The sequence below is a fragment of the Streptomyces sp. NPDC018693 genome, assembly GCF_044391385.1.
Lineage (GTDB): Bacteria > Actinomycetota > Actinomycetes > Streptomycetales > Streptomycetaceae > Streptomyces.
The window spans coordinates 396,190-409,730 of the sequence record NZ_JBIRZZ010000005.1 but is presented as its reverse complement, the minus strand read 5'-3'; the positions used below and the strand labels follow the sequence as shown (position 1 = coordinate 409,730).

Here is a 13,541-nt window from a genome sequence, read left to right as displayed (position 1 = left end):
GCATGAAGGACTGGATGCAGGCAGTCGATCCCGGCGACGAGGTGAACGTGGTCCTCGCCCGCGGCCTCTCCCCCGACGCGCTCACCGACGGCATACGACGGCTGCGACGCGAGCCGCGCTGCCACGGGGCGGCCGACGGATGGGCCTGGGCGGTGCACCCCGTGCACGACTGGGAGGCGGAGGACTACGACGACGTCGACTACCTGCGCCTGTGCTCCGACGGCACGGAACTGGTCGTCTTCGAGAGGGAGCCGTGCAGCGCGAAGTCATTCCCGCCCGCCTTCTCCTACTACCGGGACGGGCGCCTGATCCTCCATTTCAGCTTCGAGGACCTGCAGCAGCGGGTCGGTGACAACCCCGACCACCTCTCCCCCGAGCTGCTGGAGGCCGGTCTGATCGGCCCCGACGCGGTCGACGACGAACTCCGGCTCGTACGCACCCTCGCCGACTTCTTCCACCTGCCCAGCCCACCCCTTTCCGCGGAGGTGGCGGCCCGGTGAGCCTGCTCCCCGCCGACACGTATCTCACCTTCCTCCGGGGCATGGACCTGCCCACACTCTCCGGCATCCTCACCGAGGTCGACCGGCCTCCCCTGACCTCGGGCGTCTCGGACGGCTGGGTGTGGGTGACCCACGCCGCCCACGGAACCGGATGGAAACTCGCGCGCGACCTCACCGGCTACCGGTACAAGGACCGCGTGGCCGATCCGGAGTCCGTGGAGTCCGTGTTCCTGGCCTCCACGCCCCCGTGCACCTGTCCCCACGGGCAGAACTACGCCGTCGCGCACTGCGCCGAGCACCCTTTCCAGTTCGCCCACAGCCGAGGCGGCTTCGAGCAGACGTACTTCAACGTCGGCGGGCGCCGGTAGTCCCGGCGCGGTGGTGGCATGGCCGACCTGCTGGTGCGGGAGCTGCTGGAGGCGGGGATCGTGGGCCGTGAGACACCGGGCTACGACGCCGACGGCGGCTTCAACGCGGACGGTGCCCTGACCCTGCGGATCATCGCCGATCACTTCGCGCTGCCCGCACCGCCGTTGACCGAGTGACGCCCTTGTGGGAGCGCCATGGCTGCGATCATGCTGAGTCATGAAGCCAGCGCCCCACGTACGCCCGTATCAGCCGTCCGATCGCCTCGCCGTCGGTGACATCTGCGTGAGGACGGCGCACAACGGCCAGGACTCCTCCGCCGTCCACCCCGACCCGGAGTTGATGCCGACGATCTTCGCCTACCCGTACGTCGACCGGGAGCCGGAACTCGCACGGGTACTGGACGACGGCAGCGGGCGCGCGGTGGGTTACATCCTGGGGACGGTGGACACGCCCGGGTTCGTGGAATGGTTCCGTGGGAGGTGGCTGCCCCGGGTCGCGGGCCGGTATCCGCGCCCCGACGGTCCGGCCCGGACGCCGAGCGAGGAGATGACCGGGCTGCTGCACGACCCGGAGCGCATGGTGCTGCCCGAGCTGGCGGAGTTCCCCGCCCATCTGCACATCGACCTGCTGCCGCAGTGGCAGGGGCGGGGCCACGGGCGCGCGTTGATGTGGGCGTTCCTCGACGCGCTGAGGGCCGGCGGAGTGCCGGCCGTGCATCTGTGCATGGCTCAGGCCAACACGACCGCGCGGGCGTTCTACGACCGGCTGGGCTTCCGTGAGATCGCCGTGCCGGATCCCGGTCCTGTGTGGTACCTGGCCCGTTCGACGACGCGCTGACCGGCGCGACGGACCCACCCCGCCGGTCCGTCGCGGTGGCGGGGCGGGGCCGTGGCGCCGGGTGCCGGCCGGTCAGGTGGTGGCCAGCAGTTCTTCCAGCGCGATCGCCGTGGCGGGGTGGCGGGCCAGGAGCGGAGTGCCCCGGTCGGTGGTCGGGGCGGTCTGCCAGGGGTCGTCGCAGCCCAGCAGGGCGGCCAGGGCATCGCAGGTGTCCGGGTGGGCCGCGAGGAGCGCGACACCGCGCGGGATACCGGCCGCTGCCCGAGGTGGTGCGGCGACCGGCTGGGCCTGGAGGTGCCAGGGCGGTGTCCAGGCGTCCAGGGCGGGCAGACGGCCCGGGAAGATACGGCCGGCCTCGCGGATGAGCAGCGGTGCGAGTTCGCTGCCGTCGGCGCGCAGGGTGGTGATCAGGGTGGGCAGCCAGGGCAGCAGGACGCTGTCCGGCAGGCGCGCGAACGCGTTCGAGACGGCCTCGACCACGAAGTCGGCCAGCGCGGGCACCGGCTCCAGGGCGTGCAGGAACCCGCTGAGGTAGCGCGGGTAGGCCGGCACGACCAGGGGGTTGGCGAGCAGTTCCGCGCAGCGGGCGCTGAGGTCCGTGCGGGAGAGGGTGCCCAGGTGGGTGCGGGCCGCCCAGAGCAGGGCGGTCTTCGCCGGGTCATCGGGGTGCGACTGGGCGACGGCCAGTTCGAGCTGGGTGCGGTCGCAGCCGAGGGACAGGGCCAGGCCCTCCATGCTGAACAGGAAGCCCAGCATGGCGGCGACCTGACGGACGGTCGCGTCGTCGTCGGTGAACGCGGTCGGCAGCAGGGTGCAGTAGTGGGCGTATCCGGTCTTGACGAAGGACTCGATCCAGGGCGGCAGGACCGGTTCGACGGTGCGGTAGTACGCCAGCAGGCGGCGTACCCGGCGCAGCACGTCCGGGGCGCCGTCGACGGTGCGCTCGCGGGCGAGGACGCTCAGGGCGTGGCCGCCCAGTTCGTCGGCGAGGCGGCGGCTGCGCAGGTAGAGGGTGGCGTCCTCCACCGCCTCCAGGACGGTGGCCGTGGTCGCCTGGGGGTCGTACGCGGTGCGGCGCAGCCGCTGTTCCAGGACCTGTTCGAGGGTGACGCCCTCGTAGCCCAGCTCGATGAGCGCGCGCTGGTGGGTGCCGAGGGCCAGGTCCCAGGACTCCTGGATGGGCCGCTCGCCGAGCCGCCGCTCGCCCATGATGGGGCGGGCGGCGCCGTGCGGCAGCAGGCGGCGCAGCATCCACAGCACGTCGGAGCAGGCCGCCAGCTCCGGCTGGGAGGCGATGTCCAGCAGGGCCCGCTGGACGCCTCGCTGCTGGAGTCTCAGGTTCAGCGGGGCGAGGCGGTCGTGCACGTCGCGGGCGAGGGGCGGCAGGGCGTCGTAGCCGACCTGGCCGATGCGGTCGCCGCCCATCATGATCTCGACGAGGCGGCGGACGTCCCGGCGGCCGGGCACGCTGTCCTTCTCGATGCAGGTGACGGCCGCGTCCTGGAAGTCGTACGGCGTCGGCTTGGCCCGGTCGCGCATGCCGGCCAGCAGGATGGACGTCTCGAACACGGCGATGGCGTCGGCCGTGGAGGCGAGGTAACCGTTGCGCCGGGCGGCGCGCACGATGTCCACCGACCAGCCGAGGAGTTCCGCCTCGTCGAGGCCGTCGAGGACGGGGGGCCGCTGCAGGAATCCGGAGAGCCGGTCGGCCGGTTCGGCCGGCGGCGCGGACACGGCCGGGGCCGGCAGGGCCTTCTTCTTCGGCTTCCTGGTGCCCGCCTGGCCTTCCAGGCGGTACGGCCGTACGCCGGTGCGCCGGACGTTCTTGGCCCATTCCGTGGCGGCGATCGACACCGAGCCGGAGGCCAGGGCGAACTGTGCCTCGATCGCGGCGTGGCTGGACGGGATGAGGCCGTGGCGCCACTTGGTGCCGCTGGGCGGGCTGATGGTGAAGGTGTCGGTGCCGTGCACACCGAACTCCGCGACGCGGCTGGCGGCGTGGAAGGCGCCGCAGACGTAGAGGCAGTCGGCCGGGTCGGTGCCGGTGGCGGCGAGGTGCTCCCGCATCCGGGTCCACATGTACCGCTCGCGGTCCTCGTCGACGCGGACCCGGTGCGGGTCGCCGGGGGCCAGGCGGCGGAAGAGGCTGCCGATCAGCAGCATGACCTGGCGGTAGGTGTCGTGGTCGCTGTCGCCGAGCGGGACCTCGACGTACTGGTGCCACCACTCCGACCAGTGCCGCACCCGGCCGTGGCGCAGGAGGTGTTCCTCCAGTTGGGCGAAGCGGGGCCGCAGGTCGCCGATCTCCACGCCGACCGCGTCGCCGTGCAGCCCCGCCTCCTCCTCACCGGTGGGGGCGTCGGCGTCGGCGGGCCGCTCGTCGCGGGTGTCCCACTGGAAGACGTGGTCGGAGGAGCGGTCGACGAGGACGAGTTCGACACCGGGGGTGTCGAGGGCGTAGGCGATGGCCTGGTACTCGGCCGACGCCTCGGTGATGGGGGCGACGACCGAGAGCGGGGTCCACTCGGCGGGGAAGCCCTCGACCTCGCTGGCGAACGCCTGGACGGCCACCGGGAGACGGCAGTTGCGCAGTTCGGTCAGGAGCGGGGCCATGTCCTCGCACAGCTCCAGGTAGATCACCCTGGGCTGCTTCTCGCGCAGCCGGCGGGCCATGGCGAGGGCGGAGGCCGGCGAGTGGTGGCAGACCGGGAAGATCTCCAGGGGCTCGCCGACGGCCCGGTCGACGTCATCGACGATGCCGCGCAGGATGCCCTCCAGCGCGCCGGGGCCGTCCGCGAACTCGGTGGCGGCATGCTGGAGTTGGGTGCGCAGTGCCTCGAAGGTGGCGCCGCTCACGACAGGGTCGCGATCGCGTCGCGGCCGCCCTCGAGGAACTCCGGCCAGGAGCCGCCCTCTTCCTTGCTGCGCGGCTCGACGACGCCGTGCAGGTACTTGTTGAGGATGGCGAGGTCCTCCGGTGCGCGCCGGGCCAGTGAGCCGACGAGGGAGGAGGCGAGGGTCTGGGCGGTGAGGGCGCGCTCGCCGAAGAAGTTGCTGTGCAGGATGGCGTCCTCCAGGACGCCGATCTGTTCGGCGGTGGACAGCGCGGACTCCAGTTTCTCGTCGTCGCTGCCGGCCGCGGCGGCGGAGGCGCGCAGATCGGCGAAGCTCTGCAGCAGTACGTCCAGCAGGGTGGGCGGGACGTCCAGTTCGATCCGGTGGCGGCGCAGCAGTTCCTCGGTGCGGAAGCGGACGATCTCCGCCTCGCTCTTCTTGTTGGTGACCACGGGGATGCGGACGAAGTTGAAGCGGCGCTTGAGCGCGGACGACAGGTCGTTGACGCCCCGGTCGCGGCTGTTGGCGGTGGCGATGACGGAGAAGCCGGGCCTCGCGAAGACGATGTTGTCGTTGTTGTCGCTGTCGAGTTCGGGGACGGAGATGTACTTCTCCGACAGGATGGAGATGAGGGCGTCCTGGACGTCGCTGGTGGAGCGGGTGAGTTCCTCGAAGCGGCCGATGGCGCCGGTCTCCATGGCGGTCATGATCGGTGAGGGGATCATCGACTCGCGGGACTGGCCCTTGGCGATGACCATGGAGACGTTCCACGAGTACTTGATGTGGTCCTCGGTGGTGCCGGCGGTGCCCTGGACGACGAGGGTGGAGTTGCGGCAGATCGCGGCGGACAGCAGCTCGGCGAGCCAGCTCTTGCCGGTGCCGGGGTCGCCGATGAGCAGCAGTCCGCGGTCGGAGGCGAGCGTGACGATGGAGCGTTCGACGAAGCTGCGGTCGCCGAACCACTTCTGGGAGATCTCCCGGTCGATACCGTCGGCGCGCTCGGAGCCGAGGATGAACAGGCGGACCATCTTCGGCGACAGCCGCCAGGAGAACGGCTTGGGGTTGTCGTCGATCGACTCCAGCCAGTCCAGTTCCTCCGCGTACTTGATCTCGGCGGGGGCGCGCAACAGGTCGGACATGTGAGGGCCTTTCTGGGCTGCTGGTCGCTAGGCGAGGAAGGTCTTGAGCTCGCGGACGAGCTTGTTGATGTGGCCGGAGATCACCGGCGTGCCGAGGGCCTTGAAGCGCTCCCGGAACCAGGGGTTGACCTCCTGGCGGCCGGAGCTGGTCACCGAGCCGACGGGGATGAACCTCACCCCGGAGCGGTGCACGGCCTCGATGCCCTCGAAGAGCGGCTGGGAGCGGTCGAACTCGTAGAAGTCCGAGATCCAGACCATGACGGTGTTGCGCGGCTCGGCGATCTTCGGGCGGGCCATGGCCATGGCGACGGGGCCGTCGTTGCCGCCGCCGAGGTTGGTGCGCAGGAGTGCCTCGAAGGGGTCGTTGACCCAGGGCGTCAGGTCGATGACGCGGGTGTCGTAGGCGATCAGGTGGACGTCCACCTTGGGCAGTCCGGCGAAGATGGAGGCCAGGATGGTGCAGTTGACCATCGAGTCGACCATGGAGCCGGACTGGTCCACGACCACGATCAGACGCTGGGGCGTGGTCTTGCGGGCGGTCTGCCGGTAGTAGAGGCGGTCGACGTAGAGGCGCTCTTCGTCGGGGCTGTAGTTGGTGAGGTTCTTCCAGATCGTGCGGTCGAGGTCGAGGTTGCGGAAGACGCGCTTGGGCGGGACGGAGCGGTCGATCTGCCCCACCGACGCCTTCTCCACCTGGGTGCGCAGCACGTCGGCGACGTCGTCGACATAGCGGCGGATGAGCGACTTGGCGTTGGCGAGGGCCACTCCGGAGAGGTTGCTCTTGTCGCGCAGGAGCTGCTCGATCAGCGACATGCTCGGGGTCAGTCGCGCGGCCAGCTCCGGGTCGGCGAGGACCTCGCGCAGGTGCATGCGCTTGACCAGGTCGGCCTCCAGGGCGCCGAGTTCGGGGCCGAGGGACGGGATGAGCCCGTGCGGGGCGTGGCCGCTGCCGCCGCTCTGTCCGCGTCCGCCGCGCAGTTCGCCGGGGCGGCAGCCGAGGGCCCGCTCCAGCCAGCCCGCGTCGGACTGCCAGCGGGCCAGCTGCCCTGCGGTGACCGTCCCGGAGCCGGTGGCGAAGACGTTGAGGAGGACCTTGGACACCAGGGCGGCCCGGCGGACCTCGGCGGCCCGGTCGCGTGTGGCGGTGTCGGCGTTGTCCGTCTCGGGCTGCTCGTCGGCCGCCAGCAGGCCGTCGAACTCGGCGGCCAGCTCCGGATGGCGCTGCACGATCGAGTCGACGGAGGTCTGCGGGTCCAGCAGCGCGGGCGGCAGGCCGATGTCCTCGACGACGGCGAGGCTCGCGGATTCGAGCGTGGCCTGCTCCTCAGGGTCGAAGAGGCGGGCCAGCAGGCGCCAGTACAGAACCTGGCGGCGGTTGTCGTGAGCGTCGGCCGCAGGGGTGAGGTCGGTCATTTCCGCAGCAGCCTTCCGGCGCGCTCGCGCAGCACGGTCACGGCGTCGGTGGCGGCCTTCTCGGCCTTGACGCCCGCCTTGTCGGTGGTGCCGCCGGCCCACGCGCCCGCGTGCACGGCGACGGTCTTCTTCCGCACGGTCGTCTCGACGGCGAGCGGCTGGACGCTGAACGTCCCGGCGTCCCAGCGCAGCAGTCCGATGCAGGCGCTCGACGCCGCGACGGCGTCGGGGGTGAGGGGGCCGGCGGCCGGTACCCGGTCGGTGTCGACGGGCAGGGTGCGTCCGGGGAGAGCGAACGTCACCGTGTCGTCGTCCCGTTGGACGGTGTAGCCCTCCAGGAACACGGGCGTGGCGATGCCCGCCGGGTGCCGGTCCAGGGGTACGGTGGCCGCGTCGTCGGCGGTGGACAGGGCGACCCGGGCGGTGGCGAAGGCGTCGGCGGGTGCGCCGGGGCGGGCGTGCGTGTCGTCCCAGAGCAGGTCGCCGTCGGCGGTGAGCGGCATGTCGGTGAGGTCCATGGCGCGGCCCTCGCCGACGGCCGCGAGCAGCGTCATGTGCGGGCGCAGCAGCTGCCAGACGCCGGCTCCTACGACGGTGTCGGGCTTGGGCGCGCAGACGCCGGCGCGGACCAGGCGGGGTGCGCCGCCGTCCTCCGGTTCGAACACCGCGTGGACCTGGGCCTGGACGGCGGTGGCGTGTTCGTGCAGGTCGATGCCGAGGGGCAGCAGTCGGCCGGTGGCGGGGGCCGACGCGGCCGGGCCGGCGGCGCCGGGCAGGGTGAGCAGCAGGGCCCGCGACCACAGGTCGCCCCAGCGGCGGGCCGGGATCCGGTCCAGGGTGGCGCCGGGGCAGGAGGCGGCGAGTTCGGCCGTGAAGCCGTCCAGCAGGGCGGCGGGGCGGCGCAGCGCGGGGTCGGGCAGCATCGCGGAGACGATCGGCGCGGCCCCCGCGATCAGGTCGTGGTCGATGCCCCGCCAGCCGCTGCGGGCGAGGTCGCACAGCCAGGTGCGGGCGGCGGCGAGCACGTTCGCCGCGTGCGGTTCGCCGAGGCGGGACGGGCTGTCCTCGGCGCGGGTCCGGCCGGTGGCCTGTGCCGTACGGGCCGCCAGGGCATCGTGGACGGCCCCGAGGAGGGCGCCGCGGGCGGCGGCCAGTGCGATGAAGTGGTCCTCGCCCGCGCTGCCGGCCGCGGCCTTCTCGACGGCCTCGGCGACCCGGGTCGCCAGCGGCGATCCGGCGACGGCGTGGGCGACTTCGGTCAGGTCGGCCGCCTGGGCGGGCTGGGGGCGCAGCAGACCGGCGACGAGCGCGCGGTCGAGGGCGTCGACGGCGGCGAGGGCATCGTCGGCTCCGGCGACGGGCTCGGCGAGGGGGTCCGTGCCGTCACCGGGGGCGGCCGCGTGCGGGAGCGCTTCCGCTCCCGCCGCCCGGGTCGTCGGGAACCACTGCATCTCCGGCAACGGCGCGGTGGTCGGGGCGAGTTCCAGGTAGGCCAGGTGGCGCAGGAAGCGGCTGAAGACGGCGGCGGCCGCCTTGCTGTCGGCCGGCGACGGCCGCGTGGCGGTCATCGCAGTAGTGAGGGCCGCCGCGTCCGGTTCGTCGGCGCCGGTGTCCACCCGCAGACCGCGGGCGACGCGCTGGGCGCCGTACTGCAGGACCGCCTCGTTCACCAGCGCCCGGATGTGGTTGCAGAACGAGCCGCGGGCGCCGCCGCAGGGACGGTTGTTGTTGGTGCTGCACGCGAAGGCGTACGTGCCGGCCGCGACCGACGAGACGTAGACCCGCTCGATGTCCGAGCCGCTGGAGACGACGCCCTGGAGTCGTCCGTCGGCCAGTTCCACGAAGGGGACCTTGGCGAGTTTGCGAGGCCGCGCGGGCGGGATCACCCGTGCGGTGCTCGACTTCTCCCAATCCGACAACGCACCAGCTCCTTTGCAGCGCAAGGGGATGTCACCGCCAGATCGGCGGGACAGGACTGAACATAGTGGCGACCACTGACAACGCCGTCCGGAGGCGCCGCGGCGCGGGCCGCTCGGGCCCAACAGCCGTGTTCGCGCTGGTACTTGGCGTGACGAGAGACGAAGGTCACGAAAACGTATCGGACATTTAAGACCTCAATCTTCACACCAGCCACACAAATTGGCTAGGTTGACGCCCAGCCGCACCATCGGCTCCGGCGCACCCGCCGGGCCGGACGGCTTCCCCCGAGCAAAGGAGCACGTCGTCCATGCCGACGGATCGAAGCCAGAACCCCGTCGGTGCCGCACACCTCGACGACGGCGACCGACCGAGCCGGGCGGAGATCCAACGGCGGGTCAACGCGCTCTACGACCGCGCCGAGAGCGACACCGGGACCTTCAACGCGACCCGCGCGATGTCGTCGCTGACGCGCCGGCGCGGGGGCGGTGGGCGCGGCTCGGACGACACCACGCTCGGCGCCGTCGCGCGGCAGTGGTTCGACGTGGCCCGCGACCGGCTCGGTCCGACCGTGCCGGCCGCCCTGCCGCGTGACCGCATGCCCGAGCGCCCGGCCCTGGAGTCGCGTCCACCGAGGCAGGCGGAGCGGTCCGCCGACGCGACCCCGGGGCGGGAGCCGGAGGCGGTCGAGCGGCGGGTTCCCGAGCTGACGGCCCGGGCCGTGGCCGCGCTTCCCGCGGCGCCGGAGGTGCCCGAAACGTCGGCACCGGCCGCGACTCTCGCGCTCCCCGCCGCGCCGGACGCGCGCACCACGTCCGACGCCGTTTCCTGGCCGACGGCGGACACCGCTCCGGCGGGAGCCGAGCCCGTCCGGCGTCAGGAGTCTCTCAAGAACACCAAGGAGCAGGTGGGCCGCAAGCTCAGCACGGCCCGCGAGCTACTGGCGCGCGCCGTGACGCAGCCGCCCGTGCCCGCGGCACCCGCCGCGGGCGAGGCACCGTCGGCCGAACCCTCCTGGGACACCGGGGAGTTGCCCCTGTACGGCGGTGGCACGCAGACGTGGCAGGCGCAGCAGCAGCCCGTCTTTTCCGGCGTCGGGCGGGAGACCCCCGATCCCGCCCACCCACTCGCGTCGGTCACCGAAGCGGGCGCCCCACTCGCACGGACCGCCGCGGCCGCCGCCCCGCTCACGCCGATCACCGCGGTCACCCCGGCCGCATGGACTCCCGAAGCCGCATCCACGGCCACACCGACCACCGCGGCCGCATCCCCGGCCACACCGACCACCGCGGTCACCCCGCCCGCACCGACCACCGCGGCCGTCACCCCGCCTGCCTGGACCCCCGAAGCCGTCCCCGCGCCCGCACCGACCGCCGAAGCCGCCTCCCTCCTGGCCGCTCCGGCGCCCCAACCCGCCCACCCCGCCGCGCCGACCACGTACGGCCGCGGCCTGCCGGCCCCCGTGCCCCCCGGCTCACCGGGACCGCAGGCCCTCACGCCGAGCTACGCCATGAAGGCGGACAAGGCGGTCGCCTTCGCCCGTGCGCAGATCGGGAAGCCCTGTGTGTGGGGTGCGAAGGGGCCCGGCTCCTACGACTGCTCCAGTCTCACCCAGGCCGCCTGGACGGCAGCCGGGGTGGCGCTGCCGCGCGCGGCGGCCGAGCAGGCGCAGGCCGGCACACCGGTCGAGCTGGCCGACCTCGAACCCGGTGACCTGGTCTTCTTCTTCGACGGCCTGCGCCACACCGGCCTGTACACGGGCAACGGCATGATGATCCACGCACCGGGCCCGGGCGCGTTCATCCGCGAGGAGTCGATCTATCACGCCGGCCAGGAGACGATCCGCGGGGCAGTGCGGCCCGCGTGAGCGGTGAGCGAGGTCAGCGCATCGCCGAACTCGGGCGGGCCTGACCTCTTCTGGCGTTGTTGTAGAGGCGCAGCAGGTGTTTGGCGGCCGCGCACGGCACCGTGTCGACGGCGCACTGGCGGCAGGTGCGCAGGTGCTCGTCGTAGGTGGCGCGGGCCTGACGCAGCGATTCCTCATGCGGGGGCATGGGTGTCCTCCGAGGTGGGGGGGTGAAAGGAGTGGCGGTGGCATGACAGCGCTTACTTGCCACCGAAAAGAAGTGGATCATGTTACTCGCGGTACACGAAAGTCAGGATCCCGCCGTCCTACGCACGAGTAACCCACATCACTGCTCGGCCTGCGATCCGCCGTCCTGCCCGTACCCCCTGGGAAGTTGTCCCCGTCAGCCGCGGGCGCGCCCCAGCCGGAACAAGGTGCTCGGCGGCGTGACCCCGGCCACGCCCGAGACCGCGAGGACCGTGGCGGCGGCACCCGTCCCGAGGACGGCGCCCGCGATGACGTCGCCCGGGTAGTGGACCCCCGTGTGGATCCTGGAGTACCCCACGGCGGCGGCCAGCAGGCCCAGCGGGATCGTGGCGGCCGGGACGACCGGGCCGACGGCGGCGGCGAAGGCGACCGCCGAGGCGGTGTGGCCGGAGGGGAAGGACGCGGAGGCCGGCATGGGCACATGGCGGCCGGGGAAGGGCGAGTCCTCGGCCCGGTGCGGCCGGGGACGGCGTACGAGTTGCTTGCCGACGAGGTTGGCGGCCGCCGAGGCGACGCCGATCGCGGCGACTCCGAGGACGGCGGCCCGGCGGGGCCGCCCCGGCAGCAGGGTGAGGGCGGCGGCGGCCGCGAAGGACAGCTTGGAGTGGTCCGCCGCCCTGGACAGCCGCCGCAGCGCCGTGTCCAGGGTGGGTGTCCGGGTCACCGTCACGGCCTCGTAGAGCGCCTGGTCGAGAGCCGCGAGGTCATGGACCAGGCGCAGTCGGGACAGCGGGTTCCGGGGGGTCGTGGGCCGGTGGTCGGGCATCGCCCTCCTCCTTGCTGGTCTGGGCCGGAGACGACGGTGACGCGTCCCCCATGTGCTTCGGCTCGCCGCCGAGTGGTCCGTGATCAAGTATCGCCGCCCTCCTCACCGGTGCGGCCGCCGGGGCGGTTGAAGGCGAGATCGACGATACGGCGCCAGTCGACGGCCGGCGGGGCGTAGGTCGCGCCGGGGCGGCGGCGCGGGACGCGTACGCGCAGCGCGCGCGGGCGCAGGGTGCACACCACCGGGCTGGGCAGGGTGAGCGCCTCGCCGTCGACCGCGACGGGTATGCGGTCCGCGTCCGCGGTGACCTCCACGCGCAGCGCGGGGAACGACCGGATGCTGCCGGCCCGTTCGCCTCGCAGGGCGACCTCGGCCGCCTGGGCGGCGCTCTCCACCCGGATGCCGATGACACCGAGGACACCCGAGTCCAGTCGGGGTCTGCGGCCGCCGCCCAGCGCGTCGGCGCGCGCGTAGGGGTTGTTGCTGACGAGGAGCGCCTGGGGGGCGTGCAGCCGGATGCCGTCGGCACGCACGTCGAGGGTCGCGCCGGCGCCGCCGAGCAGCAGGCCGGGCAGGTGGTCGAGGGTGGTCACGGCCTTGGCGTCACGGTAGTCGGGGTGCTGGACGATCTCGGCGTACGCCCCGAAGGAGACGGTGTTGACGAAGGGCCGCCCGTCGATGTCGCCGAGGTCGACGCGGAGTTCGACACCGTCGGTGAGCGCGTCGAGGCCGCTCACCGGGTCGGTGCGGTCCAGGCCGAGATCCATGGCGAAGTGGTTGCGGGTGCCGGCGGCCAGCACCATGAACGGCACGTCGTGTTCGGCGGCGACCCCGGCCACGAGCGCCTGGGTGCCGTCGCCGCCCGCGACACCGATCAGGTCGGCGCCGTCGGCGACGGCCCGTCTGGCCTCGGCGGCGGGGTCCGTACGGGCGTCCGGGTCGAGGACGACGACCCGGGCGCCCCGTGCCTCGGCCCGGCCGACGAGGTCGTGGCGGTCGACCTTGCCGCCGCCCGAGCGCGGATTCATGATCAGCACCGGCCGCCGGGGCGGGGCCGTCCTGCGGCTGCGCATGCCGCGCGGCCGGCGCAGCCGGCGCAGTGCCGCCCGGGCGCTGGCCAGACCGGCGGCCCACAGGGCGAGCGCGCCCGCCGCGATCGCCCACAGGCCCGCCGCGGTGTACAGCGCGATCACGCACAGGGGCGCGGCGACGGCGATCGCCGCGCCCAGCAGCCGGGCTCCGCCCCGGTGGGCCAGCGCCCACCACAGCCCGGCGCCGGCCAGGCCGAGCCCGGCGAGTCCGCCGAGCAGTACCAGCCAGCCCCCGGCCGTGCCTCCGCCGGAGGTGACGAGCAGGGCCGCGCAGACGACCAGGAGGAGGGCGAGCCGGGCCCAGCGGCGGGCGCGGCGCGTGTCGGCGTCCCGGGTGGCCGCTCCACCGCGCCGGACGTCGCCCTCACGTTTCCCGCTCACCGTCGCCCCGTCATCCCCGCGAACACCCGGGGCCGCCCATGGACAGCCCGCTCCCGGACAACCACACCACCACGCCCCGCGCCACCCCCACGTCGCCCACTCACCACAACCCCGTCCAGGGCGGCCGCACCACCGAGCCCGGCCCCACCCCCACCTCGCCCGCCCACCGCAGCCCCATCC

At 73.4% G+C, this 13,541-nt stretch carries 12 protein-coding genes; 5 read left to right on the top strand and 7 right to left on the bottom strand.

Translation table 11 applies throughout. The features are described from left to right. Positions 1-2: 2 nt before the first annotated feature. From ACH5AC_RS16875 to ACH5AC_RS16860, 4 genes are read left to right on the top strand one after another with little or no spacing between them, the layout of a single operon-like run. Positions 3-500, top strand: coding sequence for a DUF6461 domain-containing protein (locus ACH5AC_RS16875; protein ID WP_398862584.1), 498 nt, complete (start codon positions 3-5; stop codon positions 498-500). Then, on the top strand, positions 497-868 hold the full coding sequence (locus tag ACH5AC_RS16870) for a hypothetical protein (RefSeq protein WP_398862583.1): 372 nt from the start codon (positions 497-499) through the stop codon (positions 866-868). The genes ACH5AC_RS16875 and ACH5AC_RS16870 overlap by 4 nt, the downstream gene beginning before the upstream one ends. An 18-nt stretch (positions 869-886) precedes the next feature. Continuing rightward, positions 887-1,045, top strand: a complete 159-nt coding sequence (locus ACH5AC_RS16865) for a hypothetical protein (protein ID WP_398862581.1) — start codon at positions 887-889, stop codon at positions 1,043-1,045. 40 nt (positions 1,046-1,085) lie between these two features. Beyond that, positions 1,086-1,706 (top strand): GNAT family N-acetyltransferase, encoded by a 621-nt coding sequence (locus ACH5AC_RS16860; protein WP_398862580.1) that lies wholly within the window; start codon positions 1,086-1,088, stop codon positions 1,704-1,706. 72 nt (positions 1,707-1,778) lie between these two features. On the opposite strand, the gene ACH5AC_RS16855 is transcribed toward ACH5AC_RS16860, so the two are convergent. From ACH5AC_RS16855 to ACH5AC_RS16840, 4 genes are read right to left on the bottom strand one after another with little or no spacing between them, the layout of a single operon-like run. Then, positions 1,779-4,562 (bottom strand): hypothetical protein, encoded by a 2,784-nt coding sequence (locus tag ACH5AC_RS16855; protein ID WP_398862579.1) that lies wholly within the window; start codon positions 4,560-4,562, stop codon positions 1,779-1,781. Further along, positions 4,559-5,680 carry an AAA family ATPase gene (locus ACH5AC_RS16850; RefSeq protein WP_398862578.1) on the bottom strand — a complete coding sequence of 374 codons (1,122 nt, stop codon included), beginning with the start codon at positions 5,678-5,680 and terminating at the stop codon, positions 4,559-4,561. Before ACH5AC_RS16850 ends, ACH5AC_RS16855 begins: the two co-directional genes overlap by 4 nt. 27 nt (positions 5,681-5,707) lie before the next feature. Next, positions 5,708-7,093 carry a VWA domain-containing protein gene (locus ACH5AC_RS16845; protein WP_398862577.1) on the bottom strand — a complete coding sequence of 462 codons (1,386 nt, stop codon included), beginning with the start codon at positions 7,091-7,093 and terminating at the stop codon, positions 5,708-5,710. Continuing rightward, the gene (locus ACH5AC_RS16840) at positions 7,090-8,544 is read right to left on the bottom strand and encodes a hypothetical protein (RefSeq protein WP_398862699.1); all 1,455 of its coding nucleotides are present in this window, start codon (positions 8,542-8,544) and stop codon (positions 7,090-7,092) included. The genes ACH5AC_RS16845 and ACH5AC_RS16840 overlap by 4 nt, the downstream gene beginning before the upstream one ends. Positions 8,545-9,320: 776 nt before the next feature. Between ACH5AC_RS16840 and ACH5AC_RS16835 the strand changes: the two genes are divergently transcribed. After that, the gene (locus tag ACH5AC_RS16835; protein ID WP_398862576.1) at positions 9,321-10,877 is read left to right on the top strand and encodes a C40 family peptidase; all 1,557 of its coding nucleotides are present in this window, start codon (positions 9,321-9,323) and stop codon (positions 10,875-10,877) included. A 13-nt stretch (positions 10,878-10,890) separates the two neighbouring features. On the opposite strand, the gene ACH5AC_RS16830 is transcribed toward ACH5AC_RS16835, so the two are convergent. The 3 genes from ACH5AC_RS16830 to ACH5AC_RS16820 form a co-directional block, all read right to left on the bottom strand. Then, positions 10,891-11,064, bottom strand: a complete 174-nt coding sequence (locus tag ACH5AC_RS16830) for a hypothetical protein (protein ID WP_398862575.1) — start codon at positions 11,062-11,064, stop codon at positions 10,891-10,893. A gap of 195 nt (positions 11,065-11,259) precedes the next feature. Then, complete coding sequence (locus tag ACH5AC_RS16825; protein ID WP_398862574.1) at positions 11,260-11,889, bottom strand: phosphatase PAP2 family protein; 630 nt, start codon at positions 11,887-11,889, stop codon at positions 11,260-11,262. A gap of 83 nt (positions 11,890-11,972) precedes the next feature. Continuing rightward, positions 11,973-13,361, bottom strand: coding sequence for a diacylglycerol/lipid kinase family protein (locus ACH5AC_RS16820; RefSeq protein WP_398862573.1), 1,389 nt, complete (start codon positions 13,359-13,361; stop codon positions 11,973-11,975). Positions 13,362-13,541: the final 180 nt, after the last annotated feature.

Coding starts and splice junctions, on each gene's coding strand:
- ACH5AC_RS16875 (WP_398862584.1), top strand. CDS start 3: ATGAAGGACTGGATGCAGGCAGTCGATCCCGGCGACGAGGTGAACGTG.
- ACH5AC_RS16865 (WP_398862581.1), top strand. CDS start 887: ATGGCCGACCTGCTGGTGCGGGAGCTGCTGGAGGCGGGGATCGTGGGC.
- ACH5AC_RS16860 (WP_398862580.1), top strand. CDS start 1,086: ATGAAGCCAGCGCCCCACGTACGCCCGTATCAGCCGTCCGATCGCCTC.
- ACH5AC_RS16850 (WP_398862578.1), bottom strand. CDS start 5,680: ATGTCCGACCTGTTGCGCGCCCCCGCCGAGATCAAGTACGCGGAGGAA.
- ACH5AC_RS16845 (WP_398862577.1), bottom strand. CDS start 7,093: ATGACCGACCTCACCCCTGCGGCCGACGCTCACGACAACCGCCGCCAG.
- ACH5AC_RS16840 (WP_398862699.1), bottom strand. CDS start 8,544: ATGCAGTGGTTCCCGACGACCCGGGCGGCGGGAGCGGAAGCGCTCCCG.
- ACH5AC_RS16835 (WP_398862576.1), top strand. CDS start 9,321: ATGCCGACGGATCGAAGCCAGAACCCCGTCGGTGCCGCACACCTCGAC.
- ACH5AC_RS16830 (WP_398862575.1), bottom strand. CDS start 11,064: ATGCCCCCGCATGAGGAATCGCTGCGTCAGGCCCGCGCCACCTACGAC.
- ACH5AC_RS16825 (WP_398862574.1), bottom strand. CDS start 11,889: ATGCCCGACCACCGGCCCACGACCCCCCGGAACCCGCTGTCCCGACTG.